This window comes from Pseudomonas fluorescens group sp. PF-1 (genome assembly GCF_054481335.1).
The window spans coordinates 34562-61514 of record NZ_JBTMNG010000004.1 but is presented as its reverse complement, the minus strand read 5'-3'; the positions used below and the strand labels follow the sequence as shown (position 1 = coordinate 61514).

General features: G+C 51.4%; 29 protein-coding genes and 4 pseudogenes. 8 read left to right on the top strand and 25 right to left on the bottom strand.

Annotated elements, in window-relative coordinates; all coding sequences use genetic code 11:
• Nucleotides 1-143: 143 nt before the first annotated feature.
• The 4 genes from copD to ACX3YD_RS33245 form a co-directional block, all read right to left on the bottom strand.
• Nucleotides 144-1082 (bottom strand): copper homeostasis membrane protein CopD, encoded by a 939-nt coding sequence (gene copD, locus ACX3YD_RS33260; protein ID WP_090401459.1) that lies wholly within the window; start codon nucleotides 1080-1082, stop codon nucleotides 144-146.
• A 3-nt stretch (nucleotides 1083-1085) separates the two neighbouring features.
• Nucleotides 1086-1469 (bottom strand): copper homeostasis periplasmic binding protein CopC, encoded by a 384-nt coding sequence (gene copC, locus ACX3YD_RS33255; RefSeq protein WP_017737057.1) that lies wholly within the window; start codon nucleotides 1467-1469, stop codon nucleotides 1086-1088.
• Nucleotides 1470-1838: 369 nt separating this feature from the next.
• Nucleotides 1839-3227 (bottom strand): heavy metal sensor histidine kinase, encoded by a 1389-nt coding sequence (locus ACX3YD_RS33250; RefSeq protein ID WP_077750542.1) that lies wholly within the window; start codon nucleotides 3225-3227, stop codon nucleotides 1839-1841.
• Complete coding sequence (locus tag ACX3YD_RS33245; protein ID WP_020795035.1) at nucleotides 3224-3913, bottom strand: heavy metal response regulator transcription factor; 690 nt, start codon at nucleotides 3911-3913, stop codon at nucleotides 3224-3226. The genes ACX3YD_RS33250 and ACX3YD_RS33245 overlap by 4 nt, the downstream gene beginning before the upstream one ends.
• Before the next feature lie 206 nt (nucleotides 3914-4119).
• Here ACX3YD_RS33245 and ACX3YD_RS33240 point away from each other — a divergent pair, with 206 nt between their 5' ends.
• The 4 genes from ACX3YD_RS33240 (at nucleotide 4120) to ACX3YD_RS33225 (ending at nucleotide 7877) form a co-directional block, all read left to right on the top strand.
• Nucleotides 4120-4473: a co-regulatory protein PtrA N-terminal domain-containing protein gene (locus tag ACX3YD_RS33240; protein ID WP_024078227.1), complete on the top strand. Its 354-nt coding sequence runs from the start codon at nucleotides 4120-4122 to the stop codon at nucleotides 4471-4473.
• Between the two features lie 163 nt (nucleotides 4474-4636).
• Complete coding sequence (locus ACX3YD_RS33235) at nucleotides 4637-5173, top strand: cupredoxin domain-containing protein (protein WP_090401461.1); 537 nt, start codon at nucleotides 4637-4639, stop codon at nucleotides 5171-5173.
• A 92-nt stretch (nucleotides 5174-5265) separates the two neighbouring features.
• Nucleotides 5266-5517: a DUF2933 domain-containing protein gene (locus tag ACX3YD_RS33230; protein WP_090401462.1), complete on the top strand. Its 252-nt coding sequence runs from the start codon at nucleotides 5266-5268 to the stop codon at nucleotides 5515-5517.
• A gap of 2 nt (nucleotides 5518-5519) precedes the next feature.
• Nucleotides 5520-7877: a heavy metal translocating P-type ATPase gene (locus ACX3YD_RS33225; protein WP_090401463.1), complete on the top strand. Its 2358-nt coding sequence runs from the start codon at nucleotides 5520-5522 to the stop codon at nucleotides 7875-7877.
• A 149-nt stretch (nucleotides 7878-8026) separates the two neighbouring features.
• Here the strand turns inward: ACX3YD_RS33225 and ACX3YD_RS33220 are convergent, their stop codons facing one another.
• From ACX3YD_RS33220 to ACX3YD_RS33205, 4 genes are read right to left on the bottom strand one after another with little or no spacing between them, the layout of a single operon-like run.
• Nucleotides 8027-8209, bottom strand: coding sequence for a DUF1289 domain-containing protein (locus ACX3YD_RS33220; RefSeq protein WP_050683282.1), 183 nt, complete (start codon nucleotides 8207-8209; stop codon nucleotides 8027-8029).
• Nucleotides 8210-8211: 2 nt separating this feature from the next.
• The gene (locus tag ACX3YD_RS33215) at nucleotides 8212-8583 is read right to left on the bottom strand and encodes a hypothetical protein (protein ID WP_090401464.1); all 372 of its coding nucleotides are present in this window, start codon (nucleotides 8581-8583) and stop codon (nucleotides 8212-8214) included.
• A gap of 39 nt (nucleotides 8584-8622) precedes the next feature.
• On the bottom strand, nucleotides 8623-9549 hold the full coding sequence (gene dmeF / locus ACX3YD_RS33210; protein ID WP_090401465.1) for a CDF family Co(II)/Ni(II) efflux transporter DmeF: 927 nt from the start codon (nucleotides 9547-9549) through the stop codon (nucleotides 8623-8625).
• A gap of 20 nt (nucleotides 9550-9569) precedes the next feature.
• Complete coding sequence (locus tag ACX3YD_RS33205; protein WP_050683285.1) at nucleotides 9570-9845, bottom strand: metal/formaldehyde-sensitive transcriptional repressor; 276 nt, start codon at nucleotides 9843-9845, stop codon at nucleotides 9570-9572.
• Between the two features lie 367 nt (nucleotides 9846-10212).
• On the opposite strand from ACX3YD_RS33205, the gene ACX3YD_RS33200 reads away from it, so the two are divergent.
• On the top strand, nucleotides 10213-10413 hold the full coding sequence (locus ACX3YD_RS33200; protein ID WP_019821359.1) for a heavy-metal-associated domain-containing protein: 201 nt from the start codon (nucleotides 10213-10215) through the stop codon (nucleotides 10411-10413).
• Nucleotides 10414-10530: 117 nt separating this feature from the next.
• Here ACX3YD_RS33200 and flgB read toward each other — a convergent pair whose 3' ends face one another.
• Nucleotides 10531-10947 (bottom strand): flagellar basal body rod protein FlgB, encoded by a 417-nt coding sequence (gene flgB / locus ACX3YD_RS33195; protein ID WP_077750531.1) that lies wholly within the window; start codon nucleotides 10945-10947, stop codon nucleotides 10531-10533.
• A 340-nt stretch (nucleotides 10948-11287) separates the two neighbouring features.
• Here flgB and ACX3YD_RS33190 point away from each other — a divergent pair.
• Nucleotides 11288-12141: pseudogene (locus ACX3YD_RS33190) on the top strand (IS5 family transposase).
• A gap of 58 nt (nucleotides 12142-12199) precedes the next feature.
• Here the strand turns inward: ACX3YD_RS33190 and ACX3YD_RS33185 are convergent.
• The 15 genes and pseudogenes from ACX3YD_RS33185 to ACX3YD_RS33115 form a co-directional block, all read right to left on the bottom strand.
• Complete coding sequence (locus ACX3YD_RS33185; protein WP_458962166.1) at nucleotides 12200-13405, bottom strand: ISL3 family transposase; 1206 nt, start codon at nucleotides 13403-13405, stop codon at nucleotides 12200-12202.
• Between the two features lie 94 nt (nucleotides 13406-13499).
• Nucleotides 13500-14012 (bottom strand): annotated as a pseudogene (locus tag ACX3YD_RS33180) (site-specific integrase); the annotation flags it as partial.
• Between the two features lie 118 nt (nucleotides 14013-14130).
• Nucleotides 14131-14250 (bottom strand): annotated as a pseudogene (locus ACX3YD_RS33175) (Y-family DNA polymerase); the annotation flags it as partial.
• Nucleotides 14237-14479, bottom strand: a pseudogene (locus tag ACX3YD_RS33170) (LexA family protein); the annotation flags it as partial. The pseudogenes ACX3YD_RS33170 and ACX3YD_RS33175, both read right to left, overlap by 14 nt.
• Nucleotides 14430-14807: an RsbRD N-terminal domain-containing protein gene (locus ACX3YD_RS33165; RefSeq protein WP_432780041.1), complete on the bottom strand. Its 378-nt coding sequence runs from the start codon at nucleotides 14805-14807 to the stop codon at nucleotides 14430-14432. The gene ACX3YD_RS33165 and the pseudogene ACX3YD_RS33170, both read right to left, overlap by 50 nt.
• A gap of 631 nt (nucleotides 14808-15438) precedes the next feature.
• Complete coding sequence (locus tag ACX3YD_RS33160; RefSeq protein ID WP_279158011.1) at nucleotides 15439-15729, bottom strand: hypothetical protein; 291 nt, start codon at nucleotides 15727-15729, stop codon at nucleotides 15439-15441.
• Nucleotides 15730-16440: 711 nt separating this feature from the next.
• Nucleotides 16441-17604, bottom strand: coding sequence for a 3-hydroxy-D-aspartate aldolase BhcC (gene bhcC / locus ACX3YD_RS33155; protein ID WP_279158012.1), 1164 nt, complete (start codon nucleotides 17602-17604; stop codon nucleotides 16441-16443).
• Between the two features lie 12 nt (nucleotides 17605-17616).
• Complete coding sequence (bhcB, locus tag ACX3YD_RS33150; RefSeq protein ID WP_279158013.1) at nucleotides 17617-18564, bottom strand: beta-hydroxyaspartate dehydratase BhcB; 948 nt, start codon at nucleotides 18562-18564, stop codon at nucleotides 17617-17619.
• A gap of 18 nt (nucleotides 18565-18582) precedes the next feature.
• A complete protein-coding gene (locus tag ACX3YD_RS33145; protein ID WP_218277891.1) occupies nucleotides 18583-18990 on the bottom strand; it encodes a RidA family protein in 408 nt (135 codons plus the stop codon).
• 58 nt (nucleotides 18991-19048) lie between these two features.
• On the bottom strand, nucleotides 19049-20344 hold the full coding sequence (locus tag ACX3YD_RS33140) for an NAD(P)/FAD-dependent oxidoreductase (protein ID WP_104882138.1): 1296 nt from the start codon (nucleotides 20342-20344) through the stop codon (nucleotides 19049-19051).
• Between the two features lie 55 nt (nucleotides 20345-20399).
• Entirely contained in the window at nucleotides 20400-20753 is a 354-nt protein-coding gene (locus ACX3YD_RS33135) for a RidA family protein (protein ID WP_279158014.1), read from the bottom strand.
• A gap of 307 nt (nucleotides 20754-21060) precedes the next feature.
• Entirely contained in the window at nucleotides 21061-21792 is a 732-nt protein-coding gene (locus tag ACX3YD_RS33130) for an amino acid ABC transporter ATP-binding protein (protein ID WP_279158040.1), read from the bottom strand.
• Between the two features lie 71 nt (nucleotides 21793-21863).
• Entirely contained in the window at nucleotides 21864-22556 is a 693-nt protein-coding gene (locus ACX3YD_RS33125; RefSeq protein WP_326427898.1) for an amino acid ABC transporter permease, read from the bottom strand.
• A 2-nt stretch (nucleotides 22557-22558) separates the two neighbouring features.
• Complete coding sequence (locus tag ACX3YD_RS33120; RefSeq protein ID WP_279158016.1) at nucleotides 22559-23290, bottom strand: amino acid ABC transporter permease; 732 nt, start codon at nucleotides 23288-23290, stop codon at nucleotides 22559-22561.
• 55 nt (nucleotides 23291-23345) lie between these two features.
• Entirely contained in the window at nucleotides 23346-24257 is a 912-nt protein-coding gene (locus ACX3YD_RS33115; protein ID WP_279158017.1) for an amino acid ABC transporter substrate-binding protein, read from the bottom strand.
• 218 nt (nucleotides 24258-24475) lie between these two features.
• On the opposite strand from ACX3YD_RS33115, the gene ACX3YD_RS33110 reads away from it, so the two are divergent.
• Nucleotides 24476-25378, top strand: a complete 903-nt coding sequence (locus ACX3YD_RS33110) for a LysR substrate-binding domain-containing protein (protein ID WP_326427897.1) — start codon at nucleotides 24476-24478, stop codon at nucleotides 25376-25378.
• A 221-nt stretch (nucleotides 25379-25599) separates the two neighbouring features.
• Here ACX3YD_RS33110 and ACX3YD_RS33105 read toward each other — a convergent pair.
• A protein-coding gene (locus tag ACX3YD_RS33105; RefSeq protein ID WP_086005488.1) for an IS5 family transposase occupies nucleotides 25600-26453 on the bottom strand; the annotation gives its coding sequence in 2 pieces (ribosomal slippage) (nucleotides 25600-26109 and nucleotides 26112-26453; 852 coding nt in all).
• A gap of 187 nt (nucleotides 26454-26640) precedes the next feature.
• Between ACX3YD_RS33105 and ACX3YD_RS33100 the strand changes: the two genes are divergently transcribed.
• Entirely contained in the window at nucleotides 26641-26847 is a 207-nt protein-coding gene (locus tag ACX3YD_RS33100; RefSeq protein WP_050683287.1) for a co-regulatory protein PtrA N-terminal domain-containing protein, read from the top strand.
• Nucleotides 26848-26953 lie beyond the last annotated feature (106 nt).

Here is a 26953-nt window from a genome sequence, read left to right as displayed (position 1 = left end):
TTTTGCTGTTTGAGACGTTAATCACAAAAAGTTGTCAAACATACGGTGATCAGCCCTCCGCTGTGATTAGTCGAGGTTCGCGTTCGGGTCAGGTGAGATGCAGGTTTCCAAGAAGCTCGTCGCCTCTCCGAAGTCAGGTACATCTATTCCGCGCTCATTTCCATTTCCGGACTTAAAGTGCCTAACCATGCGACAAGGCAAATTATGATGACTGCCATTAAAAACTCGAGTGTCATGCTGCGGCGCAAGGCATTGACCGCGGCAGAGTACTCTCCATTTCGAACTGACCGCTCCAATACCGGACTTAGGTGAAAGCGGTTCAGCGTGGCTAACACGATCATCCCGGCAAAGAGCAGGACCTTCAAAAATAGCAGTACACCGTACGTACTGAGCATCACTTCATCGAGATTTGGACCAACGACAAACAGATAATTCACTACGCCTGTGATGCTTATGATCACTACGATCACAGCGCCGGCCGATTCAAAACCAGTCAGCACCCGTGCAAGAATTCGAGCTTCTTGTTCGCCCTTTAGCGATTTCAACCTCAGCAGTAGAGCGAAAGCCAATAGAGCACCCAACCAGCCACCTGCGGCTAAAAGATGGAATATATCGGTGATGAAATGCCAGTAGCGTCGGCTGCCTTCATCCATGGCACCGTGCCCTGTCCAAGCCAACGTCGCCAACGCAATCGCTCCGCATACGGTGACGATCCAGAGACTGGGTGTCGGAAATCGCTTGTTCAACGCGACGCCAATAATTGCCATCACCAAGGCAGCTATTCGGACCATCCAAGTCAACCCGACGTCGGTCCCCATGAGGACCATTTCAAAAATATGGTGATGTAGCTCCATAAGCTCCGACACACCGCTCATTGCTTTCGCAAGCAACAACATGGCGACAAGGGATAGGGCTACACCTGCAACAGAAGTACCGTAAAGAAGCGACTCAAAATTCAAGACCGTGCCCGATACTCTTTCCTTTCCCCTGAGGCTGTATAAGCCGAAAATTGCCAATCCGAATAACAACATCAGGTCGAAATAGAGAGCAAAGCGAACCACAATATTTATTGAGTCGCTCATAAATCATTTCACTTTAAATGAGAAGTTGCCGGTGATCGGGTGAGTGTCCGAGGAGACAGCACGCCATTCAACTTTGTAGGTACCGGTGGTCAGAGGTGCTGCCGGTGTAATCACCATCGTTTTCGGATCACCGCCACCAGCGACGGCGGCCTTAACACCCATTGGGGAGTTTGGCATGCCAGGCATATCGGTCATGATCAGTTTTGCACCGGAAAACTGAGTGGTGAGATTCTCAGAAAAGTGCAGTTCAATTTTCGAAGGGGCCGCCGCATCCGAACCCTCTGCCGGAGTGGAAGAAAGGAGCTTTGGATGTGCTTGAGCAACTGCACTCAGAAGCAAACCAGCGGTAAGTGCAACAGCCACGGTCGTAGTTTTAAGGAATGACATGCAAGACTCCTCACAGCAAGAGCTGTTGATTCGAGGTTTGTTTGGGAATATCTAGTTTTTACTTTTCGGTTCTTGTTAAAACCACTGATGATTAGCTAGTAGCCTCCGTGTTCTAGGGCCGGTTGAACACGAAAAACTCACTAGGCCCCAACGTCACAGTGCAAGAACACGATGCCACACGAACGCAAACTGTTCGATTACATTTCAGTCAGCTTGAGGCGGTGTTTGGCCTCGAATTGGCGGGCGTAGCGGGATTTAAAGACGAGACCGCGTGCCCGCGATACCAGGGTTTTCACTCATTCAAAAATAACGAAAGTGGACGCTGGGCGCAGGCTGAGAGATCGCCGTTGATCACAAATGCGCCGTTGATCAGCTGACCTTCAAGTCAACACTAGGAAACTCTAGATGGAAGGCCGTTTTTCCACTAAAGGACGTACACCATATCTTGCCATCATGCGCTTCAATTATTGATCGTGTAATCGACAGACCTAGCCCCGCGTTGCTTGGACTGCCTTCTCGCCGAGCTGGGTCCACGCGGTAAAAGCGATCGAACAGCTTTTCAAGGTGTTCGGGAGCAATGGGCTCTCCATGGTTCTCCACAACGACCAATACCGACATCTCCTTCTGCTGAATATCGACACTGATGGACTTCCCTTCATAGGTGTAGCGCAGCGCATTTGAGAGCAGATTAGAAATGGCTCTGTGGAGCATAAGAACATCGCCTCGAACACTGCCCCTTCCTGAAACCGTGAGCTCAATACCTCGCTCATCAGCCAACAGGCGGTAGTATTCGAGCAATTTCTCTACGACTTCCACCAGGTCTATCGGTTTGTTCTCGTGCGTGATCAGACCATTGTCAGACTTCGCCAGAAAAAGCATGTCATCAATCATTCGCCCCATACGCTTCAAATCATCAAGATTTGAGTACAGATTGTCTTCGTAGTCCTCGATATTCCTTTTTCTAGAAAGCACCACTTCCGTGTGGGTCATCAAGTTGCTGACGGGGGTCCGCAACTCGTGAGCAATGTCCGCAGAGAAATTCGATAAGCGAACAAACGCATCGTCCAACCTAGATAACATTGCGTTGAATGACAGCACCATTTGCTGAAGTTCTTTGGGAACCGGTGCTAATGGAATTCGTTCTTTGAGTGATTTAGCTGACATTGAGGCCGCGACCTGAGTGACTTGGCGAATAGGCCGCAGGCCACTGCTTGCAACCATCCAGCCCAGCGCCGCACTGACCAGCGCGCTGATCACCAGCCCTATCCAAAACCATCGCTCTAGCGTCTCGAAAAAGGACATGTGCTGAGTAACGTCAAAGATCAACATGACAGTCAATGGCTTGTCTTGCCCCGTCACAACGGCTTGTGCTGTCACGCCACGGAACATCTGCTCTTGATCTCGCCACTCCCAGACGTTGTTGTTTGGGATTGTGCGGAATTCCTCCGGAACATCGACGGGGCCGGGATCAGCAAACAGTATTTTGCCGCCGCCATCGATTATCAGGGCAGTCAAATCACGGTGAGCGCCAAGCAGCGCCTCCAGCTCAGGCTTAACATCACTGAATTGATCAATGCTGTTCAACCCCGTTAGAATTCTTTGAGTCGAATGGAGTTTTTCGTTCAGCGCCTGCTGATCCAGCATCTTGAAGTGATGCCGGCTGAGGTTATTGAAACTGAGTCCGGCAACGGTGAGAACGGCCGTTACCGCGAGCATGAACATCAGACTCATGCGAGTCGTCAGGGACATCCGGTTCATTCCGACTCCGAATCAGGTGCGTCGAGCATGTAACCCATTCCCCTTGAGGTATGAATCAACTTGACCTCAAAGTCGTCATCTATCTTGGCTCTCAACCTTCTCACTGCAACCTCGATAACATTGGTATCGCTGTCGAAGTTCATATCCCAAACCTGGGAGGCGATAAGTGACTTTGGCAGCACCTCCCCTCGACGTCGTAGCAACAGCTCAAGCAACGCAAACTCTTTGGCCGTAAGGTCTATGCGCTTACCTCCACGAATGGCCCGACGCTTGAGCAGGTCCACCTCCAGATCAGCCAATTTCATATAGGTTTGCGAGGGAGCGCCGTTACCCCGACGCAGCAATGTTCTGACGCGAGCCAACAGTTCAGAAAATGCGAAGGGTTTGATCAGGTAATCATCTGCCCCGAGTTCAAGTCCTTTCACTCGATCCTCAACGCGGTCCCGCGCCGTGAGGAAGAGCACGGGAACATCTTTTCCGGATGCACGAACCTTCTGAAGTACTTCCCAGCCATCCAGCCCGGGCATCATGACGTCTAAAATCAGCAGGTCATAGGCCTCGCTCAAAGCGTGCTGTAGCGCCACTTTGCCATTGGTAAAGCGATCCACATTGAACCCCGCCTCCGTGAGTCCTTGCTCCAAATAGATACCTATTTTGGGTTCGTCTTCAGCAACCAGAAGTCTCATGAGGGTGGCTCTCGGATAATGATGAAGCGCAGTCTGCAACGAAACACGCCAGCCAACCAGCAACTGACAGAAAAGTAATATTGGCTTCAGGTAGATGTCAGCAAGCGCTGTCTAGGGTTCAAGCATGAGTACTTCCTGGTGCTCAAACCGACTCTTCAGCATGAAACGTTTGGGAGCCGGAAAACAATTCCATAAGGAGTTGCCCCATGAATCGCCTGAAAATGCTGTTTTTTGTGAGCTCAATACTCGTCTCAGCTTCTGTATGGGCTGAAAGTGGCGGAGACCGGGTGATAGAGCGTATGGAAGGCCTACGCGACAGGGCTGAAGCCGTACTGATCCAAGCTGAAAAAGCCCCTGAAGGACAGCGTCATGTCCACATGGCCGAGCATATGAAGATGCTCGGCGACATCATGAGCCAACTCCATAAAGATCATCCAGACGCCTCAATGTCACCCCAACAGCACCTGGCCTGGATGGAAAAGCACGACAAAATTGTCGACGACGTTTTGAGCCAAATGCAACGTGAGCACAAGCTGATGCTTTCAGAGAATCATCAGTGAAAACCGGCTTCCAAAGGGCTTTTTGAACAGTTCAGTTGACTACGGCGTCTTTGGACGCCGTGTTTTTTTGAAAACTGACAGAGATGTAGTGTTCAGGTCAGTTAACTGGCAGCTCCGTGTCTTTAGCATAGCCAGTGTTCCCACTCTTACTCTCGAGGTCACTATGAAAGCTAAGCTCGTTACCCCTGTCATCGCAGCAATCACTCTACTCTTCGGTGCTACGGCTATGGCCAGCGCAGGGCATGGGAAAGAGGACATCGGCCAGCCTGGCGTCGCCTCTGAGGTTACCCGTACGGTGGAGGTCGAAATGGGCGATATTTTCTTCAAACCTGAAAGCATCGACGTAAAGCCTGGTGAAACTATTCGATTTGTTCTCCGCAATAAGGGTTCGCTGCTGCACGAGTTCAACATCGGAAAAGCCGCTGCTCATGCAGCACACCAAAAAGAAATGGCAAGCATGTTCCAGAACGGGACGCTTAACCCCACCGGTACCGGGAAAACGATGAGCGGTATGGGCCACAGCATGGGTGGGATGAAGATGGTCGGAATGGAGCACAACGACCCGAACAGCGTCCTGATTGAGCCTGGCGCAACCCAAGAGCTGATCTGGACCTTCAACAACAGCACAGGCCTTCAGTTTGCCTGCAACGTGCCAGGGCATTATCAGTCAGGGATGGTTGGTCCGTTTGACCTGAAGTAATCCGGATCTGGCTGCTACACCGCTTCGACGCACGAGTTGGCTACGCTCTGTCGCAGAGATCACAGCAACACTTACACAGTGGAGTTTAGATCATGAATAAACATCAACATCCGGATGGAAACACCACCGCACCATTTTGGAGGCGCAAAACAGGCGTTGTACTAATCATGCTCATTGCGATTGGTGCCTTCTACGTGTTGCGGGAGCATTTCAGCCACGTTTATCCATTTTGGCCTTATCTGATTCTGTTGATCTGTCCATTGATGCATTTTTTTGGACATGGACATGGCGGACATAGCCATGGCGATCAGGCAGCAACCCACAAGGACAAAGAAGGGAAATAGCCATGCCTAACATATCGAGCCACCACGACCACAGTCACGCCCATGCTGCTCCGCTCAATGACGATGATCTACGTGACCCGGTGTGCGGAATGGCAGTCACTTCATCAAGTAAATTTGGTGAGGCTTATCAGGGACAGACGTATCAATTCTGTAGCCTGAAATGCCAGGAGAAGTTTCGAGCTGATCCTGAACGCTTCAGCGGTAATGTTTCGAGCGCCGAATCCCGCGTCACCACTCCAGAGTCTGCGGTACAAACAAGCACTGAGTTTACCTGTCCGATGCACCCGGAAATACGCCAGTCCGGACCCGGCAACTGCCCTAAATGTGGCATGACATTAGAGCCGGTCATGCCCGCGCTTGATGAAGAAGAAAATCCCGAACTCCGGGAATTCGCCCGCCGCTTTTGGTGGTCGCTGCCATTAACCGTGATAGTGACCGTGCTCGCCATGGCGGGACACTCGCTACAACTCCTCCATGGCTCGACCCAAAACTGGATCGAGTTCGCTCTGGCGACACCGGTGACTTTATGGGCAGGTTGGCCCTTTTTTGTAAGGGGCATAGCCTCTATTAGAAATCGCAGTCCAAACATGTGGACTTTGATTGGTTTGGGTACCGCCGCAGCCTACCTTTACAGCGTCATGGCTACGTTCTTACCCCAAAGCTTTCCCGCTACCTTTATGCAAGATGGACGTATCGGCGTCTACTTCGAAGCCGCCGCGGTTATCATCTCGCTCACCTTGCTTGGGCAGATTCTTGAGCTCAAAGCCCGATCGCAAACTTCCGCCGCCATTAAGTCCCTTCTCGGTCTATCACCCAAAACCGCACGCCGGATCAATGCCGATGGCCAAGAGGAAGACATTCCTCTCACCCATGTTCACCTAGGAGACCACTTGCGGGTCAGACCAGGTGAAAAGGTGCCCGTTGATGGCTCAGTACTGGAGGGTGAAAGTGCGGTGGATGAGTCCATGCTCACTGGCGAGCCAGTGCCAGTAATGAAGAGAGCTGGAGATAGCCTGATCGGCGCCACGCTGAATACACATGGGAGCTTGGTAATGGAGGCGCAGAAAGTCGGCGCCGAGACCATGCTGTCACAGATCGTACAGATGGTCGCTCGGGCTCAGCGCTCCAAAGCACCAATGCAACGAATGGCCGACTCGATTGCCGGCTACTTTGTGATGGGTGTTATCGCGATTGCGATACTGACATTTGTCGGTTGGGGGCTTTTTGGCCCTGAGCCCAGTTGGGTGTTTGGTCTGATCAACGCTGTCGCCGTGCTGATCATCGCTTGCCCCTGTGCGCTGGGTCTTGCTACGCCCATGTCGATCATGGTTTCGACAGGTAAAGCAGCCAGCATGGGCGTGCTGTTCAGGGATGCCAGTGCCATCGAAAACCTTTGCAAGATCGACACGCTGATTGTCGATAAGACAGGCACCCTGACAGAGGGACGGCCAGTGTTTCACAGTGTGGAGGCCACTCCCAGTTTCAATCCCCGCGATGTTCTTCATTTGGCTGCCAGCCTTGATCAGGGCAGCGAACATCCCTTGGCTCATGCAATCGTCGATCACGCCCGAACCGAGAACATTAAGCTCACCAAGCCAGAATCCTTTGAGTCTGGTTCAGGTATCGGGGTCAGTGGCATCGTTGATGGCAAGAAGATCCAGCTGGGGAACACCGCGTTGATGGAAGCCGCAGGCGTGAGCACTAAGCCCCTACAAGAGCGTGCAGAGTTGTTGCGACTTGATGGCATCAGCATCATCTACCTCGCAGTCGACGGGGTATTGGCAGGGTTGTTGGCAGTATCAGATCCAATTAAGCCGACCTCCAAAGAAGCAGTCACCAAGCTCAAGGCTGATGACATCAAAATTATCATGGCTACTGGCGACGGGCTCACCACCGCTCGGGCTGTCGCCAGGGAGATGGGGATTGAAGAAGTCCACGGTGAAGTGAAACCTCAGGACAAGGAACGTCTGGTCGCAGACCTCCAGCAATATGGCAGGAAGGTTGCCATGGCTGGTGACGGTATCAACGATGCACCGGCCCTGGCGCGAGCAGATGTGGGCATAGCCATGGGGACAGGGACTGACGTGGCGATGAATAGCGCGCAACTCACGCTGGTAAAAGGCGACCTGATGGGGATTGTACGAGCACGGGCTCTTTCGGTCGCAACAGTAAAAAACATGCGGCAAAATTTGGGTTTCGCCTTTCTTTACAACTCAATGGGCATTCCTCTTGCCGCAGGCTTGCTCTATCCACTGACGGGACATCTCCTGTCGCCAATGATCGCTGCCATAGCCATGAGCGTCAGTTCTGCATCTGTAGTTTTCAATGCATTGAGACTGAGGAATACCCGAATTGACTGAGCTTCAAAATTGCAGCGCAGTTGCCATGCGTTTGCATACGACCTGACCAGTCATTCGCATTTGACTGATCAGCGATTGAGAATTTGACCAACCAGACATCAAAGCTGAGGGGCTCATAACGACCCAAAGCGGTAAACCTGGGCAAGTGACTACCCATGTGCTTTCTTCAGTCCCTTCAAGCGCACATTCGCCCTTTGCACAGCGGCCATTTTTTCAGGCCGCTTCATGCGTTTCCATTTTCTGATGTCTTCCTTGCTTCGCCCACAGCTCACACACAGATCACCACTGAGTTGGCAAACTGAGATGCAGGGATTCTCGATTTCTTTAGCCATTGTCAGCCACCTTTGGAAACACGTGATTGAGTCAGGCGGGTGTTCCAGTCACCTCCGTGAGTTCGCTGACACTCCCCCTCAGAGTCGAAGCGGACGTTAAGGTCTGAAGGGATCAGCTCGATGTTGGCCTCATTCAACGCTAGGGCCGTCAACTCAAAGATGCGCGCCTTAGCGTTAACCAGGGCGCGCTTTCTGTCAGCTTGGGTTTCGAACACCCAGATTACCTTCAGGGTTTCAGCCAATGCGTTCAGGTCAGCTATGTGGGTGAGCCAGGTAAAGCCTTCGATTTCACCTTTTGCTGTTTCGCACGCTTCGGTGAGCGTGGTCATCAACCGACGTTCGATTCGTGCCAGTTCACGTTTCCCTGGAGGCATTGCGGGTTCCTTTGGAGACATTGGTGGGGAGGCGCTGAATCAGACAGGTCGAAACTCGACCGTCAGATGGCTGATTTCGTGGACCGGCTTGAGACGTTCACGAATTCTATCGGCGTTCGCAGTGGCCTCACCAAGGACGCTGACGATGGCCGCATGGGCTTGCGGTCCAATCCGCCAGACGTGCAAGTCCGTGATAGTGGCATCCCCCGGTTTCTCAACCAGTTCGCGGATTTCCTCGGCAACGTGTGCGTCTGTCTGATCCAGCAGTACTCCTGCGGTGGCCCCCATCAAGGTCCATGCCCAGCGCGCGATAACAATGGCGCCGACAATGCCCATGACCGGGTCTAGCCAAACCCAGCCGAGATACCGGCCGGCGAGCAGTGCAGCAATGGCCAGAACCGAAGTCAGCGCGTCTGCGATGACGTGGACGTAGGCCGATTTCAGGTTGTTGTCGTTCCCGTGATGGGCATGGCCGTGATCGTGATCGTGATCGTGATCGTGCCCATGACTGTGCCCGTGGCCCAGCAGCAAGGCACTGACAATGTTGACGATCAAACCGGCAATCGCGATGAGCGTAGCGGTGCCGAACTGAACTTCCGTTGGCTGCAAGAGGCGCATGACAGACTCAATGCCAATTCCCAGGGAGACCATACCGAGAATCAGTGCCGAGGCGAATCCGCCCAAGTCTCCAACCTTTCCGGTACCGAAACTGTAGCGCTGGCTGGAAGCATGGCGTTTTGCGTATCCGTAAGCGGCCGCCGCGATGCCCAATGCGCCGGCATGGGTTGCCATGTGGAAGCCATCGGCCAGTAACGCCATCGAACCCGTAATATAGCCGGCGGTGATCTCGCCAACCATCATCACCACCGTCAGTGCCACAACCCAAAGCGTACGCTTGGCATTTTCGTCGTGCGCTGAGCCAAGGAACACGTGGTCGTGTGTGTGATTGATGTTGGTGCTGCTCATGAGTGTGTACCTAGATGCGTTCACTTGGCGTAACGGCGAATGGCTTCAAGAAGCTCTTCGACGCCCTTGTTACGCTCTTCTTCGCTGAGCGCAGGGTTCGCGACATGCTCCCGCGCGTGGTCCTCGATGATTTCCTCCATTAAGCCGTTGATTGCTCCGCGAGTGGCAGCAACAAGGTGTAGTGTTTTTGCGCAATCGAGATCCGATTCCAATGCCCGTTCAACGGCTTGGATTTGTCCGGCTATGCGTTTTACGCGTTTGAGAAGATTTTCTTTGTTTGCTGCAATATGGCCCATTGGATACCCCCCCCTACCTATGTATTGCGCATGATAGGCATACCCCCTATACCTATGCAAGATCAGAGAGCGGAGAGAGCATCTACAGTCCCTGGCAGGAAAGAGGCTTCAAGTGCGAGCGAGGAGCGAGAGGAGCTGGAATGTCCGCCTCTGGCCGTTCTCTGCTGGCCATGGCCAAAAGAAGCGTACTGGTCGAATACGCTGCAAATGGTTGGTCAGGTCAAATGCAAACGGGTGGTTAAGTCTGCGCAACTACCCATCAATGACGCTCACAACCCGGAACACATAACTGTTGACCTTGCCGTCGTGTCAACGTTGATGCTGTGGGTGCGGTGAAAAGAGACCGCTCAGCACGAGAGGAATAACCATGTTCGTCTTAGATGTATCAGGCATTGGTTGCGGCAGTTGCGTCAGCAAAATCACCAAAGCGATTCAGTCACTGGACAACGAAGCTACTGTTTCCGTGGATCGGTCAGCCGGTAAGGTGAGTGTTGAAAGCAGCGAAAGCCCAGAGCAGATTCGTAAAGCTGTCGAGGCGTTAGGTTTTCCTTCCCAGATCAGCGCTTGAATGCTGGCACCTTTCCATGGTCAGAGCCCCTTATACAGGGGCTCCCCTTGGTTAACCCTCAGGGAGTACCGAAGCAGCCACGTCGGCCACAATTATCGCTCGCAAGCCCTTGCGCTACTAATCACCTCGGAGAGCTTTTAGCAAACCTTTGAATGCTCCATTCAACCTAGTAAAAGCGGCGTCGAAACGTATTCCATTTTCTGTGTACTTTGCGATCTCGACCTGCTGATCGACAGTATTTTGATCAATGGCAGGTTGAGCTGGTGTGCTGTAAAGCAAAGCACCTCCGTAAATATCATTTACTGATTCTTTTCCGGTAATGTGTTTTACATTTGTTGTTTTCAAAGAAATCGGAGTAGCAGGAGTTTCTTTTGTCTGGCTTTGCAAAAGCACAGTAGAAAAATCTAAATCTCGGGCCTTGAAGTTCGGCGTATCAGCGTTTGCGATATTGTTACTCAAGATTTCAGCTCTTTGGCTACGAAAAATTAACGCTCTTTCTGCGGAGCCAAGCGCTTTCTCAAAATTAATACTCACACTCAATCACCCTCAGTAGCGTTGCTATTTTTCATGAGCATCGAACACTTAAGTGTTGACGCGGTGCATCCAGGCTCACATATGCAGTTCCAGTGCAGAAACTAAAAAAACATCTGCACCTTGAAAGCTAACGGACACTTACAATGTTAAGCGCCTCAACTGATACTCAGTTAATAGCGGTGTAACGTTGGAAGATCGAGACCTTACGGATTAAATAGCGTGTTCCTCAAGAGAAATATCGCAACCTGACACAACTGTAATATTGGCCTAGGCTCTGTACGTAAACCCAAGAAATACGATTTTCTGTAAAATACACCGCCATTAAAGCCAGGAGGCCAAGATGGCAAAGCGGTATGAACTCCCCGACGCAGCCTGGGATCTGGTTGCAGATATCTTCACCAAAAATCAGCGCACCGGGCGCCCTCGGGCCGATGATCGCCTGATGCTAAACGGTATTCTCTGGGTGCTTTGCTCTGGCGCAGCCTGGCGAGACATGCCCGAACGATTCGGCCCTTGGTCAACGATCTATCAACGGTTCCGGGGATGGCGTGATTGCGGAGCTTTTGATCAGATGCTCAAGCGTCTTCATATCCGATTGAATGAGCAGGGTTTGATTGACTTGGAAACATGGATGATCGACTCCACTGCCGTACGAGCAACCCGGGCCTCATCAGGTGCCGGGAAAAAAGGGGATTTGAAGAACCGCAAGACCACGCGCTCGGGCGCAGCCGGGGTGGCCTGACGACCAAGATTCACATGCTGTGCGACGCCAATGGTGTGCCTCTGCGTTTCCTGTTGTCAGGCGGACAAGCCAGCGATATAGCCTATGCCCAACCGCTACTCGATCAGGCTTGCATACCCAGCCTGCGCGGTCGCCCACGCAAGCGTTGCCGCTGGTTGCTGGCTGACAAGGGTTACGACGCTGAAGCGCTGCGCCAGTATTGTGATCGTTATCGCATGCAGCCAGTCATTCCGTTGCGAAGCATGAAGCGCAAAACCAAGCCAGGATTGCCTCGACTTTTTGATCGCCCCAAATATCGGCAGCGCAACATCATCGAACGCATGTTTGGCTGGCTGAAGGAGAACCGTCGCATCGTGACGCGCTTCGACAAGCTCGCAACAAGTTTTGCGGCGATGGTCTCATTGGCCTGCGCTATGCGGTGCTTGCGACAATACTTTACGTACAGAGCCTAGGATCAGTATCCGCTGCAAGGCATACCTTGACCTGATCTTTGGTCAAAAATTTGGTTCTTCACGGATTGCCGGGAAAGTCATTCTTGATCTTCATGAAAAAGAATTCGCTGTCCCGGTAGCCGTAAGCCATCCGCTTGATCACCTTGATCCGGTTGTTGATGCCTTCCAATTGCCCCGTATGCATCGGCCATCGCACCCTGCTCAGGATGCCGCGCCAGTAGCTCTTCAGTCGTTTAGCGAACTGCTTTAGCGCGGGTACTTCGCTTTCATTGGCCAGGCGTAACCACTGCTTCCAGGCTGATCTCCAGCCCCAGGCGGTAGTGGGTGACCACAATGCTTTAAGCTCCGCCTTCATCAGGTAAACCGTCATCAGCGATTGGTTAGCCGCCAGCAGATCCTGCAGATGTACCTGTTGATCCTCGCGCTTCAAATTCTCTGGATTACGCAGCAGTAGCCACCGCGCCTGCTTAATCACCTTGCGAGCGGGTTTGTCATGCCGCAGGCGGTTGGCTTCATCGACCCGTACCCGGTCAATCACCTCTCGTCCATACTTGGCGACCACATGAAATAGGTCATAGACCACTCTTGCCTGAGGGCAGTGTTGGCGCACCTCCAGGTCAAATGCGGTGTTCATGTCCATTGCCACTGCTTCGATCTGCGCACAGCTCTCCGGCCCAAGTTCTTCAAAGAAGGGTTTGACAGCAGCTCGGCTACGCCCTTCGCCAATCCACAGCACCCGGCGGGTATCAGCATCCAGCACCACACTGGCGTAGCGGTGCCCTTTGAAAAGCGCAAACTCGTCCATCACCAAGCGCCTGGGTCGGGCCTTCGGTAGCTTCTCCAGCGCGGCTTGTAACGCCCGTCGCTCCAGCAAACGCACGCTGTCCCAATGCAATCCAAACAGCTCGGCGACGTGCAGGGTGGGCAGTCGTTGGCAAGCCTGGATGACGGCTTCGGCCAAGCGCTTGGTCATCCGCGAATAGCGGTCAAGCCATGTGACGGATTCCATTCGCTTGCCGCATGCGCTGCAGCCGACGCGCCGCAGCTCCACACTCAACCGCACCGAGCGGCCTAGAATGGGCAGGTCACGGATCGAGCGCTGGCAGTATTCGTGGATGGTGGTGCTGGGGTGATGGCAGCTGCTACAGGTGGGGAACCTGGTAGGCTGCGGAATCAGGTCGATCACTAGATCATTGCCGTCGGGACGGATTGAGGCGACAGAAAAGCCCTCCCAAAAGGGCAGAAACGTATTAATATCGTGCACAAGAACGCCGGTTTGTAGATGTGTTTGCTCGCACGAACATCATCCATCAAACCGGCGTTCTTGTTTCTGTCTTTCCCAAGATTCCGTGAAGAACCAAAAATTTTGTCGGTCGCTTACGGTCACGCACCATCACCGACGCTTTGGTGTTCTCGGCTCCAGGCCTCGCAACGTGCGTAAGGAGTCCCTGGTGAGAAGCCGCTCTCACCCTTTTCTCTCCAAAGGGAAGAATGGTGATAAGGCCGCGCTGTTTGGCCCATCGGTAGAACCTCACGACAAGAGCCAGGCGATTATTCACCGTGCCAGGATCAAGAGATAATTCTCCGCTAGACCAATCCCTGTACCTGGAGAGAACGCTGAGACCGTGGGCCGGGCTTTCCTCGTTCCAGGCCAAGCCATTGGCCTCAAGGAAGGCGAAGTAATCGTATAGACGGCGTCCGTAGGCTTCCCACGTCAAATCGCTCAAAGACTCCCCTGACTCAATGAGTGCTTGCCAAAGAAAGGTTTGCGCTGGCTCGACTGGCCATCCCTCAGACCCAATCAGCAACGGAAAGCCTTCGAAGGATCTGCCTGCCAGGGTTAGGTCTTTTGTTGCGAATACAAGCCTCATACCGCTGCCTTAAGCCAGTGCTGATGGATTTCCTCGTGAAGCTGGAAACGGCTGTCCCAGAGCAGTTCAGAAGGTGGCGCGGACTCTACAGGATTTACTAACGGTTTCCACCCCTCAGATCATTGTTGCTGAGCACCACGACGGGCTTGGTGCGAAGGTCAAGGCGGAACACCCGTTCACAGCTCGCATAGAAGCTGTTGCAGTCGATGAGGGCGAAAACCCGCTCAGGCTTTGTCATGGCTTCGCACGCTGTAGGTAACCACACCCCAGACCTGCAGTTCTTCCCCTTCGAGAAGGTACCGAGATGGGTAGCGCGCGTTCTCGGATTTGAGCACCACCTGGCTACCGTCCCGAGCAAGACGCTTGCACAGCGGCTCGCAGTTCACAGCGGCGATCACAATGTGGCCAGGCTCAGCCTCAATGGAGCGGTCGACTATCACGAGGTCGCCTGGGTAGATGGGAAAGCCACAGCCGCAGGACGCTTGATCGAAGTGCCCGATACTCGGAGACCATCTGATCCAGGCTGAAGCCATCTATCAAGCGCATGACCGCGTGGGTCTCAGCGGCACTTTCCCCTTCGAGGGATGGCGCAAGTCCCTGGGACTTGTCGATTTCCTGTTGCAGGGTCTGTTTGGTCTGCATATCTCGGGCAACGGTCGAGAGAATATGGGACGCGTGATTTCTCAAACCGGTGGCATTCAGGTCTTCTCTCGGAAGATCAACCGTGCGGGCGAAATCCTCCCAAGACTGCAAAATTTCTTCCATGTGTTGAGTGATGAAAGTGGACAACCGCATGCAGTCGAACCTCCGCTCCGTGAGCATGGGCATTTTTGAGTAGTGAATAAGCGTAGCGCTTAGCCGTTGAGCTTTCGAGCCAAAGTATCACCAGGTGATGGAGGGAAAGTGAGCGCTGAGCCAAGATTTCGTACCACCGCCTAGAACGTTGAAGTGGCACGCTAGAAGCCTCAGAGGAGCTCTGCAGCGAACGGGGTAGAGTGATCACATTCCTCGCTGAGTAATACCGTCAGGCCTAGCGATTTGGCATACCAATCATCGGCATTCTATGTGTAGTCGATCGTTGATTCCGGTAATCTCTCGCCGCATTTTCGCCATCCTAGCGGAAACGTGTCATGCAGGAATTGATCGATGAGCAATGAAGGCTCTGAGGCAATGCTGGTATGGCGAAATCGCTTTCTTCAGCATGGCACTCTGTGTGAGGACAGACACCATGAGGTTGGCAGGACGCTGAACGGTTGGAGCGATCACGCCTGATCAGTGTAGAGCAGTGGATTGGACTGACGAAATTGGCGAACAGGGCATTGCTCGCCGGTGAGGATGCGCCGAGCTTGTAGCTGCACCTCAATTCCCAAATGAGGTGGCCGTACTATGCGTATAGTACGACCAGCTGAATGGTTAGCGACTGATTCTAAGCTACCTGCGCCACAGGAGATCGCTGCTTCGTAGCGAAACGTCTCGCTCTTCCGACGCCCCATGCCAAAGCTCGGGTCATCGACTCGCCTGGTCGGGAGTCGAAGGTTTCTTCGTGAATCGCCATGCCGCTACCGGCATACACACCGATAAACATCTGCGTTTGGCCTGTCCGCGAGAGCCTCACTTGGACGTCGATGGTGGTGCCGTCATCAAGCTCCTCGTCATGAGTCCGATGATGAAGCACTGGATCAGCCCACTGCCAAAAAACCTCACCGCGAATACGCATGCCGCTCTCCTTCGACTTTAGTCTTATACGGAATCCTCACCTTACCAAAGCGAGGAGGCAGTTCAATTACTAAGGCGGTAGAGATATGGGTATCAGACAATCGGCGCGATTTTCGATACAAAAAAATTTTCTTGTATAACTTTTCAATACTGGTTAGTCCGACGGAGCAGGGAACCGCTTTGCCAAGAAGTCGGCTGCTGCGGAATTCAGCAAGTCAGGAGTAGGTTTTTCCCCAAGGATGACATTAACTGAACCTCCACATGTATTCGAGTTTGGAGCGAAGCGGCATTCGACAATTCAAGGTGGTATAGCGACGGTACCTCGGTGGAGGTCGAAATCTAAGCACCTCAGTTATGGCCTCTCGTGTACAACCTTAGGCGCGGCTTTTAGCGGGACGAATGCCGGCAGCGAAGCCGCTGCGGGCTGATCTCGATAGGGCGGCAGCCATTTGCGGATGACGGTGGCATTGATGCCGTGGCTGATAGCGACACTGGACACCGTTGCGCCAGGTTGCAGGCATTCGCCAATAGGTAGGCGACCTGCAGGTCATCGGCCTCACGGCTCAGCGACTGGTCTCAGACCGAATGTCAGAACGGGTCGTAAAAAAGCCCACCATTTAGGTGGGCTCGCGGGCAATCTTGATTGCAGCTAGACCAATACTGGAAAAACGGCGAATCATACCCAATTTTTCAAACACACCGAGGCTTACATTTAAAAGGCTTTCCCACGAGCCGAGACGGGCCATAGAGACTCGACCTTACCGTTTCGCACCCCAACATACCAATCGTGGACGTTGCAGGTTGGATCGCAATGACCGCTCACCAGTTTCAGCTTATCGTTTACCTGTAGGACTTGATCTGGGTCTTCTACAACACCGTGCTCGTCACTGCACTTAATGTATTTTACGTCATCGCGACCGTGCACAAAAGGAAGCCCACTATCAACAGACTGCGCCTTGAGTCCGGCGTCCACAACTGCGAGATGGGGTTTGGCATGGGACATGACGCTGGTCAGAATGAACAGCGCATTTTCCCACTCACCTTGGTCGATACGCTTACCTTCGATGTCACGAATCCGTCCATAATCCGCGTCCATGAAAGCGTAGCTACCGCACTGAAGCTCATTGTAAACTCCAGATTCACTTTCAAAATAATAGGAACCGGTACCCCCGCCGGATACCAATTCAGGATTGAGACCTTCGGCTTTCAGTGCGTCAACCGCTTCAGTCACCTGCGCAATAGCAGCAGCGAGTTTCGCTTTGCGATCCTCGTAATTGTCCATATGCTGCATTGCGCCCTGGTATGCCTGGATGCCCTTGAACTCAAGATTTTCGGCACGAGCAACTGCCTTGGCGATCTCTACGACCGCGCTGGAGGTAGTGACACCGCAACGGCCAGCACCGCAGTCGATTTCAACCAAAACACCAAGGTGGGTTCCATATTTTTTTGCAGCGGCAGACAAGTCAGCGACGTTATCGATGTCGTCTACGCAGACAGTTACGGTAGATCCGAATTTTGGCAGTCGGGCCAGGCGGTCAATTTTCAGCGGATCCCGAACTTCGTTGGTGACCAAAATATCAACAATGCCACCACGCGCAAAAACCTCCGCTTCTGATACTTTTTGGCAGCAAACGCCAACAGCGCCGCCAAGCTCGATCTGCAATCGAAGTACGTCGACAGATTTATGCATTTTGCCATGGGCGCGGTGACGCATACCATGCGCTTTAGCGTAATCACCCATTTTTTTTATGTTGCGTTCAAGCGCGTCCAGATCCAGGATCAGACACGGTGTCTGAATTTCACTTTCATCCATCCCTGGAAGAGCAGGAACATCGTAACCAACTTGCAACTCATTCATGTTTGCAGGGGCATTCATAATATTTTCTCCTCAATTCCAAGGCAGCTTATCGAGATCAACATTCCCACCGGTAACGATGATTCCAACTCGTTGGCCAGCAAAAATTTCTTTATTTTTCAAGATGACAGCTAAAGGTACAGCGCTGCTTGGTTCCACTACGATTTTCATTCGCTTCCAAATAAGCTTCATTGCATCAATGATTTCTTGTTCAGTAGCTGTGAGAATGTCAACAACATGGTTACTAACGAAATGCCATGTAAGTTCTTTCAATGGCACTTTGAGACCGTCTGCAACAGTGACAGGTGCATCGTCTGCGATAATCTTACCTGCTCGAAAGCTACGGGCTGCATCATCTGCATTCAAAGGTTCAGCTGCGTATACTTTAATCTGGGGAGCGAGATGAGAAAGCGTAAGACATGTACCTGAGACCATACCGCCGCCGCCGATTGGGGCAATTACCGAATCGAGCCTCTCAACCTGCTCGATTAATTCTGCAGAACAAGTTGCTTGTCCAGCTATCACCCGCCAGTCGTTGTAAGGATGCACGAATTCCGCGCCACTTTCCTCGACCACTTGAGCGAAAACCGCCTCACGCGAGGATGTGGAGGGCTCGCATTCCACAACAACACCGCCATAACCTTTGACTGCATCCTTCTTGGCTTGGGGTGCCGTATGGGGCATTACCACAGTACAGGGAATCCCGCGCTGGCCTGCGGCATAAGACAGGCAAGTTCCGTGGTTGCCGCTAGAATGGGTAGCCACGCCTTTAGCTGCTTGTTCATCGGAGAGCCCAAAGACTGCATTCGAGGCACCGCGAGCTTTGAAGGCTCCCGCTTTTTGCAAATTCTCGCACTTAAAAAACAGCTCTGCGCCTACCAGATCGTTGATAAAGCGTGATGTGAGAACTGGAGTCTTATGCACATACGGGGCGATCCGTTCCCGTGCTTCAAGCATGTCTTGAATCGTCGGAATAATCATCTCTTCCACCGCTTTTGACTATTTGTAAATATGGTTTGACGGATCAATTGCAACGGCGTCCAGTTCGATGAGGAAGCCATGGTGTAATTCTGGAACGGGCACTACAGAGCGGGCAGGTTTCGCGCTTCCAAACGCTCTCGAAAATGCAGCGTTGAAAACACCCCACTGATCCACCCCAACAATATAAGCCGTTACCTTCAGCACATTATCTGGGCTAGCACCTGCCGCATTTAGAATCGCAAGAAGATTGCCCAGTACTTGGTCAACCTGCTCCGCAAAAGGAGCTGCTTCATAGATACCTTGGGCATCAACTTTTATGGGGAGTTGGCCAGATATATGAATTAACCCCCCACCCTTGACCGCCTGACTGTAATGCCCCAAAGGCTGAGGCGCGCTATTCGTATTAACAATTGTAATATCAGTCATGAATGCCTCATGTTTCGTAAACAGTTAACCTTTCACCGACTCGGAGCAGACGAGGAACTCAATACATTTGGTGGGACTGAATCCTTCCAAACAGATTGAAGCGAGCAGGTGAGAAAGGTGAGATATCAATTGTTGTCTTTTCGCCTGCCACAAGGTCAGAAACCAACATCGCTGTCATCGGCGCTCCCGTCATTCCTAAGTGCCCATGGCCAAACGCATAGATGACATTTTGGCAACGTCGGGAATGACCGATTACCGGTAATGAATCGGGGATGCTCGGACGGAACCCCATCCACTTGGTAATATTTTTTTCCGGTCTAGTCGAAGAAAGCCCTGGAAAAAGATTTCGCGCATGCATATACAGCACGTCCGCACGCTTCCAATTGGGTGGGGCCTGCAGCCCTGCAAACTCCACAGTTCCCCCGATCCGCAAACCGGTATCCATTGGTGTAGCAATGAATTTTCCCTCGGCGTCCGTGGTAGGTATTTTGGGCACCACAAGAGGATCACGAATGAGAAGATGGTAACCGCGCTCAGTATCAAGCGGAATGTTATCCCCCAGGATTTCAGTGAGCGGTTTGGAGTGTGCACCGGCTGCGACTACCGCAGCGTCAACTGACACCACGCCAGAGGTGGTTTCAATTCCTATTAACTGTTCCCCGTTTAGAGCAAAGCCAGTCGCACGAGCGGACAGAAATTGACCGCCATTTTCTAGAACTTTTCGAAAAATTGAAGTTACTAGCTCATGTGGATTTGTCGTGTGCGAGTTTTCCGCAATAAGGACGCCTTTGGTATAAGCGCTGGAAATGCTTGGATCAAACTCACGTAGCTCTTCGGCACTCAAAGTCTGAGTTGATATTCCGTTGGCGTTCCTGAGCTCCCAACCACCGCGATCTTTGACAAAGGCCGATTCGGATCGATACACATAGAGGTGCCCTTCGTGTCGCAGAAGATGCTCAGCACCCGCCTCTTTCGCCAACGACTTAATCAAAGGAACGGTAGAACCGATGAGGCTTCTAAGCGCCTGGGACTGTTCCCAAACTTTAGCGCGCTTACCCGCGAGCAGAAATCTGACAAGCCAAGGTGTTATATTTGGCAAGTAGTTGAAACGAACGGCAAGTGGGCCCATCGGATCTAGGAGCCAGCTTGGGACATTTTTAATCATCCCGGGCATAGACATGGGAACAACAGATGATCCATTGAAGCAGCCAGCGTTACCGAACGACGCGCCTTCACCTGGCGGATCTGGATCAATTATCGTGACTTTGAAACCACGACGCTGAAGCATCAACGCAGTGCAAACACCGACGACTCCCGCTCCGATGACTCCAACATGCTTATCGGTCGAACTCATGATTGCTCTCTCAACGGCAGTGCGAAGCGCTGCAGTTAGAATGGGGTGGAATTCATTATTGGCACTTAGCTGCAGTTACAACGACTTCAACGAGAATATTGTCACCCAAATCAGACACGCCGATGGTAGCTCGAGCCGGTAGGGTTTCCGCATTGAGCCAAGACGTCCAAACCTCGTTCATTTCGGCTTTATTATTCATGTCTGTAATGAATAGACTGGCAGAGAGCAAACGGCTTTTATCGCTTCCCGAGGCAGCCAAGATCTTATCCAGCTTGCTGCACACCTGAAGCATTTGCTCACGCATGCCCAGATCTTTTGCGGCATCTGCAATTACGCCACCCAAGTAAACCACGCCGTTAAATGCGACGGAACGGTGCATGATTGGTGTTTTTTCGCGACGCGTAATCATAATCGTTATTCCAAGTAGTAGTTAAGCACCTTCCCGCGCATGTGGAACGAACACATGCGGGAAAATCGAAGCTTGTGGTGATGCGAGCGCCACCTGTCATAATATTTGGACATGTAGCTGGAGTAGTCAAATGCCAATTCAAGCCAGCTCGATGACTAAATGTTATGACTGAAATATGCAAATTATTTTATTGCCCATATAGGGCCCTAGACTCACACACTAGCTAGGAGTGGTGAACATAGGTTAAGTAGTTATAACGACCGCCTTTCAAAGAAGGCGGTCGAGGTTACCGCAGCCAGGGGCCGGGTTAGTGTGACAGAATTTTTGAAAGGAATGCCTGGGCCCGCTCGCTTCGAGGGGTACCAAAGAAGTCATCTTTTTTAGCATCTTCCACAATTTGTCCCTTGTCCATAAAAATGATCCGGTCTGCGACCTTTCTAGCAAATCCCATCTCATGAGTTACGACCATCATGGTCATCCCTTCCTGGGCAAGCTCGACCATTACATCCAATACTTCATTGATCATCTCTGGATCGAGTGCTGAGGTAGGCTCGTCAAAGAGCATGCAGATGGGATCCATCACTAATGCGCGTGCAATCGCCACTCGCTGCTGCTGACCACCGGAGAGCTGACCAGGGAATTTATTGGCATGATCCTTCAAGCCAACTCGCTCAAGCAGTTTCAGAGCCTTGGCCATCGCCTCGTCACGAGATCGTCCCAACACCTTAACTTGCCCCAAACACAAGTTCTCAGAAATCCGCAGATGAGGAAAGAGTTCAAAGTGCTGAAAAACCATTCCCACACGCGAGCGGAGTTTGGTGAGGTTTGTTTTACTGTCAGTAACTTGTATTCCATCAAGGGTGATAGTTCCAGCCTGAACTGGCTCTAACGCGTTAACGCATTTGATAAGGGTAGACTTACCCGAACCGGAGGGCCCACAAACAACTACAACCTCACCTTTACGAACATTCGTTGTACAGTCAGACAAAACCTTGAAATTTGGGCCATACCATTTACTGATGCCATTTATCTCAATCATAGCCGGCCCTACTGGCTGCTGCTGCGACATATCGGTTACAACCTGGAATTTAGTGTTAACTGACATTTTTATCACCGTATAATCGCAGTACGAGCTTCCAGACGCTTTACCAAGCGTGAGGCCACATACGAAATGAAGAAATAGACCAAGGCAGCGAAGATATACATTTCTACCAAACGAACATCGCGCTGCGCAACTTTCGATGCCGCACCAAGAAAGTCAGTCAATGAAATAACATATACAAGCGACGTATCTTGGAATAGCACAATCGTTTGAGTGAGAATCAGCGGCACCATGTTTCTCAAGGCTTGCGGCAACACGACATTGGTCATCACCTGTGTGTAGCTCAAGCCAACCGCATACCCAGCAGCTGTCTGCCCTCGCGATACGGACTGGATACCCGCCCTCATAATTTCCGAGAAGTATGCAGCTTCAAAAAGTGTGAATGTAATTAAAGCGGAAGTAAATGCACCGACCGCGATTGGCTGCTCCGAACCGATCAACCACGCACCCAGATATGGCACTAAAAAATAGAACCAAAAAATTACAAGGATGAGCGGAAGCGAGCGCATCAAGTTAACGTAAGTCCCAGCGAACGTTGACAGCGAGCGATGAGAGCTTAAGCGCATCAAAGCAAGAACTGTACCTAAGGCCAAGCCACCTATCGTTGCCAGGATGGTGAGTATTAATGTAAATTGCATGCCCTCTAAGAACAAGTACGGCAGAGAGCGAGTGATGACTTCAAAATCAAAATTCTGAAACATTATCATCTTCCCCCACTAAAACCTGGTATCGCGAGTTTTCTTTCAATTGCGCGCATACCCAGAGCCACCAAGACGTTGGTGATCAAATACAAGATAGTCGCAAGCGTGAACGCTTCGAATACTTGAAAAGTGAATTCCTGCATCGCACGTGTTCTAGCAGTGAGCTCCAATAGACCGATAGTTAGAGCTACAGAGGTATTTTTGACGGTATTGAGGAACTCTGAGGTCAGCGGCGGCAAGATGATTCGAAAAGCCATCGGTAGCAATACATACCTATAGACCTGAGCAGTCGTCAGCCCTATCGCTGTACCTGCGAATCGCTGACCTCTCGGCAGAGAGCCCAAGCCAGCCCGCAATTGCTCTGCTACCCGTACTGACATATAGAACCCGAGTGCAAATACAGTCGTCCAGAATGGAGCGTCAGGTAGGTTCTTTAGCCATCGGCCGATTTCTTGAGGTAAGAGCTCGGGCAGGACAAAGTACCAAAGGAATATTTGCACCAAAAAGGGGATGTTACGGAACAACTCCACATAGCCACTGGCAAAAGTTTGGCCAGCTTTCGATGGCAGCGTTCGCAAGACACCTACGACCAACCCTAACACGAGCGCAAGGAACCAGGCGCAGAGAGCCGTAGTGATCGTAACCCGCAGTCCCATCAAGAGTAAGTTCAGATAAGTCCCTGATCCATCAAGCGACTCTTGAGCAAATACAGACCAATTCCACATATAGTTCATAAACCAATCCTCCTTAAGGAAAAGTTTTCTAAAACTTGGTCATGACCAAACAGTGTTATGGCAGGTAGGTTGCCGAATCGGCAGAATCGGACGGGGTCTTGAAGGCTTTAGCGAGTGCCGGGCTAAGCGGAACACTCAAATTCAATCCACGTGGGGGAATCGGTTCGTTGAACCATTTATTATAAATTTGTTGCATCTGGGCGCTTTGGAAAAGCTTTGCTGTAGCTTCATTCACAAAGTTTTTGAACTGCTGATCCCCTCGGCGAATCATGATCGCATAAGGTTGAGGTGCTGAAAATGCTTCGGAGGATATTGAATATTCAGAAGGTTTTCTTGATCCGGCTACCAGCGATGCCAGCAAAATATCATCCATAACGAAGGCTGAAGCACGACCTGTGTCAAGCATCAAAAAAGCTTCTGCATGATCATTCGCTGCAACGATTTTTATACCAAGGTTGCGTGAAACATTCGTCCTACTCAGCTCCTGAATATTCGCAGTACCAGATGTAGAGACCACTGTTTGACCAGCCAGATCCGCGATGGTATTCAGATTGCTAGATTTTTTGGACACAAACCTGTTTGCAGTCAAGAAATAGGTATTCGCAAAGGCAACCTGATTCTGGCGCTCCAGCGTATTGAAAGTAGAACCGCATTCCATATCGACGGTGCCGTTTGCAATAAGCGGGATTCGAGACGCTGAGGTAACAGGATTAAATTTTATTTGAAGCTGCGGAGTCTGCAACTTTTCTTTCAGTTCGTCGACGACCTTAACGCAAATGTCGACTGCGTAACCAACAGGTTTTTGGTTTTCATCCAAATACGAAAAAGGCAACGATGAGTCGCGAAATCCAATCGTAACGATTCCGCTGTCTTTGATTTTCTTGAGAGTACCGCTAAGTTCTTCAGCAGATACTGCTGTAGAGGTAACTGCGATAAGCAAGGCGAGGTTGACCGCTTTCTTTAACATTATAGGCGTCCTCAACATTCCGATTGTGGAATAAATTGTATTTTTTGTATTTACGACATTCCTGCTTTAAATCTGCATTCCGCCTGGACTGCTACCAGCCGCTTCCGTGACATCACTCCGTCATCCTTGACCTATAATAAATGCGGTATGATGATGCCCGTCAAATGCATTATAATGCCTGCTCTATAACGTAATGTTATGGCCTTAGGAGAGAACAGATGCTCAAACATCGTCAAATTGAGGCTTTTCGCGCAATCATCATCGGTGGATCCATGTCCACTGCGGCGGGAATAATGGGCATCACCCAGCCTGCGATCAGCCGGCTTATCAGGGATCTTGAGCATGAAACGAAGTTGAATCTGTTCGAGCGCATGGGCGGGCGGCTTATCGCTACCGGTGATGCGATGGCACTGTATCGCGAGGTGGACAGATCATTCCAAGGCTTAGAACGTATACGCGATGTGGCACGAGATCTGCGGGAAAGACGAGGTGGTTCGTTACGGGTCGCTGCACTGCCAGGGCTAGCCAATGGCTTTCTACCTTCATTTGCCGCTAGATTCCTCAGCGTAAGACCTAACTTAAATATGTCGTTGCATGGCATGAACTCCCATTTTGTTCTTGAGTGGGTCACGAGTGGTCAATGTGACGTGGGCATTGTAGAAAATACTCAGATGGCTGGGGTCAAAACTGAAGACCTCCAACCATGTGAAATGGTCGCTGTCGTACCTTTCAACCATCCTCTTTCCGAACGCGATTATTTAACCCCTCAAGACTTTGAGTCTGAAGACTTTATATCGCTCATAAAACCCTCGGTAATGCATGTTATGGTTGACAGCATTATGAGGGATCGGGGAATCATCCGTCGTATTAAGGCAGAAACACCACTGTCGATGATAGCTTGCGGCATGGTATCAGCCGGCTTCGGTGTATCTATCGTAGATCCATTTACTGCTGAAAGATATTCGTCATCACTGGTAATACGTCCGTTGGAACCACCCATAGCAATCAACTGGAGCATAATTCTGCCTACGCACATTAAGGCATCCACTATCACAAATGAATTCGTCAGCGAATTCAAATCAGCTTTCAAGTCGTTTCTTTGTGATCCTAGGCAACACTAATATCTTCTATTTCAAACAAGCGTAGATTGCATATCTTTAGACAGTCCGGATGTTTAACGTAGCTTACACTAATGACGCTTGTCATCAGTGCTTGGATTCCGATAGACAGGAGCCATAGGTGGTAGGCACGTGAAAGTGAGTAAGCTAGACAACCGGACGAAATGATCCGAGGGCTATCATCAAGATAGTTGGACGACGTTGGTGCGGGCTGGAAATTCCCACTAGGCTCTGTACGTAAAGTATTGTCGCAAGCACCGCATAGCGCAGGCCAATGAGACCATCGCCGCAAAACTTGTTGCGAGCTTGTCGAAGCGCGTCACGATGCGACGGTTCTCCTTCAGCCAGCCAAACATGCGTTCGATGATGTTGCGCTGCCGATATTTGGGGCGATCAAAAAGTCGAGGCAATCCTGGCTTGGTTTTGCGCTTCATGCTTCGCAACGGAATGACTGGCTGCATGCGATAACGATCACAATACTGGCGCAGCGCTTCAGCGTCGTAACCCTTGTCAGCCAGCAACCAGCGGCAACGCTTGCGTGGGCGACCGCGCAGGCTGGGTATGCAAGCCTGATCGAGTAGCGGTTGGGCATAGGCTATATCGCTGGCTTGTCCGCCTGACAACAGGAAACGCAGAGGCACACCATTGGCGTCGCACAGCATGTGAATCTTGGTCGTCAGGCCACCCCGGCTGCGCCCGAGCGCGTGGTCTTGCGGTTCTTCAAATCCCCTTTTTTCCCGGCACCTGATGAGGCCCGGGTTGCTCGTACGGCAGTGGAGTCGATCATCCATGTTTCCAAGTCAATCAAACCCTGCTCATTCAATCGGATATGAAGACGCTTGAGCATCTGATCAAAAGCTCCGCAATCACGCCATCCCCGGAACCGTTGATAGATCGTTGACCAAGGGCCGAATCGTTCGGGCATGTCTCGCCAGGCTGCGCCAGAGCAAAGCACCCAGAGAATACCGTTTAGCATCAGGCGATCATCGGCCCGAGGGCGCCCGGTGCGCTGATTTTTGGTGAAGATATCTGCAACCAGATCCCAGGCTGCGTCGGGGAGTTCATACCGCTTTGCCATCTTGGCCTCCTGGCTTTTAATGGCGGTGTATTTTACAGAAAATCGTATTTCTTGGGTTTACGTACAGAGCCTAAGGTTCCTGACAGGGTATGAGTCTTATAGTCCTATTGAGCCTTAAGCTCTCCCCTAAGAATTGTCACTTGATGTGGATTCGAGGGGTTACCAATACTCATCCGAGGAAATTCAAATGAACCCCATCAAAACTTTGTTCGTCATCGCAGCCCTGACCGTCTCTTCTTTGGCTATGGCTGAAGGCGGTGGTGACCGGGCGTTCGCACGTATGGAAGTGGCTAGGAATAATTCGATGGAGTCGTACCAAGTAGCTCAAACGCAAAGCTCCCAACCTCCCGTCGCAGAAAGCCAAGCCAAAGCGATGGACCACAAGAATTGCTAAATAGCTGGGTACATTCCCAAGCTGACAGAAATGTAATCACTGTGGTGGTTTAAATGTGGCAATTTCTGAGCTCGCTTGCCGTAAGAGTTCGTTTTTTGTGACGGTG

Excerpts from the sequence above, each read along its gene's own strand:
- copD (WP_090401459.1), bottom strand. The coding sequence starts at position 1,082 with ATGAGCGACTCAATAAATATTGTGGTTCGCTTTGCTCTCTATTTCGAC.
- copC (WP_017737057.1), bottom strand. The coding sequence starts at position 1,469 with ATGTCATTCCTTAAAACTACGACCGTGGCTGTTGCACTTACCGCTGGT.
- ACX3YD_RS33250 (WP_077750542.1), bottom strand. The coding sequence starts at position 3,227 with ATGAACCGGATGTCCCTGACGACTCGCATGAGTCTGATGTTCATGCTC.
- ACX3YD_RS33245 (WP_020795035.1), bottom strand. The coding sequence starts at position 3,913 with ATGAGACTTCTGGTTGCTGAAGACGAACCCAAAATAGGTATCTATTTG.
- ACX3YD_RS33240 (WP_024078227.1), top strand. The coding sequence starts at position 4,120 with ATGAATCGCCTGAAAATGCTGTTTTTTGTGAGCTCAATACTCGTCTCA.
- ACX3YD_RS33235 (WP_090401461.1), top strand. The coding sequence starts at position 4,637 with ATGAAAGCTAAGCTCGTTACCCCTGTCATCGCAGCAATCACTCTACTC.
- ACX3YD_RS33230 (WP_090401462.1), top strand. The coding sequence starts at position 5,266 with ATGAATAAACATCAACATCCGGATGGAAACACCACCGCACCATTTTGG.
- ACX3YD_RS33225 (WP_090401463.1), top strand. The coding sequence starts at position 5,520 with ATGCCTAACATATCGAGCCACCACGACCACAGTCACGCCCATGCTGCT.
- ACX3YD_RS33220 (WP_050683282.1), bottom strand. The coding sequence starts at position 8,209 with ATGGCTAAAGAAATCGAGAATCCCTGCATCTCAGTTTGCCAACTCAGT.
- ACX3YD_RS33215 (WP_090401464.1), bottom strand. The coding sequence starts at position 8,583 with ATGCCTCCAGGGAAACGTGAACTGGCACGAATCGAACGTCGGTTGATG.
- dmeF (WP_090401465.1), bottom strand. The coding sequence starts at position 9,549 with ATGAGCAGCACCAACATCAATCACACACACGACCACGTGTTCCTTGGC.
- ACX3YD_RS33205 (WP_050683285.1), bottom strand. The coding sequence starts at position 9,845 with ATGGGCCATATTGCAGCAAACAAAGAAAATCTTCTCAAACGCGTAAAA.
- ACX3YD_RS33200 (WP_019821359.1), top strand. The coding sequence starts at position 10,213 with ATGTTCGTCTTAGATGTATCAGGCATTGGTTGCGGCAGTTGCGTCAGC.
- ACX3YD_RS33165 (WP_432780041.1), bottom strand. The coding sequence starts at position 14,807 with ATGCGGTTGTCCACTTTCATCACTCAACACATGGAAGAAATTTTGCAG.
- ACX3YD_RS33160 (WP_279158011.1), bottom strand. The coding sequence starts at position 15,729 with ATGCGTATTCGCGGTGAGGTTTTTTGGCAGTGGGCTGATCCAGTGCTT.
- bhcC (WP_279158012.1), bottom strand. The coding sequence starts at position 17,604 with ATGAATGCCCCTGCAAACATGAATGAGTTGCAAGTTGGTTACGATGTT.
- bhcB (WP_279158013.1), bottom strand. The coding sequence starts at position 18,564 with ATGATTATTCCGACGATTCAAGACATGCTTGAAGCACGGGAACGGATC.
- ACX3YD_RS33145 (WP_218277891.1), bottom strand. The coding sequence starts at position 18,990 with ATGACTGATATTACAATTGTTAATACGAATAGCGCGCCTCAGCCTTTG.
- ACX3YD_RS33140 (WP_104882138.1), bottom strand. The coding sequence starts at position 20,344 with ATGAGTTCGACCGATAAGCATGTTGGAGTCATCGGAGCGGGAGTCGTC.
- ACX3YD_RS33135 (WP_279158014.1), bottom strand. The coding sequence starts at position 20,753 with ATGATTACGCGTCGCGAAAAAACACCAATCATGCACCGTTCCGTCGCA.
- ACX3YD_RS33130 (WP_279158040.1), bottom strand. The coding sequence starts at position 21,792 with ATGATTGAGATAAATGGCATCAGTAAATGGTATGGCCCAAATTTCAAG.
- ACX3YD_RS33125 (WP_326427898.1), bottom strand. The coding sequence starts at position 22,556 with ATGTTTCAGAATTTTGATTTTGAAGTCATCACTCGCTCTCTGCCGTAC.
- ACX3YD_RS33120 (WP_279158016.1), bottom strand. The coding sequence starts at position 23,290 with ATGAACTATATGTGGAATTGGTCTGTATTTGCTCAAGAGTCGCTTGAT.
- ACX3YD_RS33115 (WP_279158017.1), bottom strand. The coding sequence starts at position 24,257 with ATGTTAAAGAAAGCGGTCAACCTCGCCTTGCTTATCGCAGTTACCTCT.
- ACX3YD_RS33110 (WP_326427897.1), top strand. The coding sequence starts at position 24,476 with ATGCTCAAACATCGTCAAATTGAGGCTTTTCGCGCAATCATCATCGGT.
- ACX3YD_RS33100 (WP_050683287.1), top strand. The coding sequence starts at position 26,641 with ATGAACCCCATCAAAACTTTGTTCGTCATCGCAGCCCTGACCGTCTCT.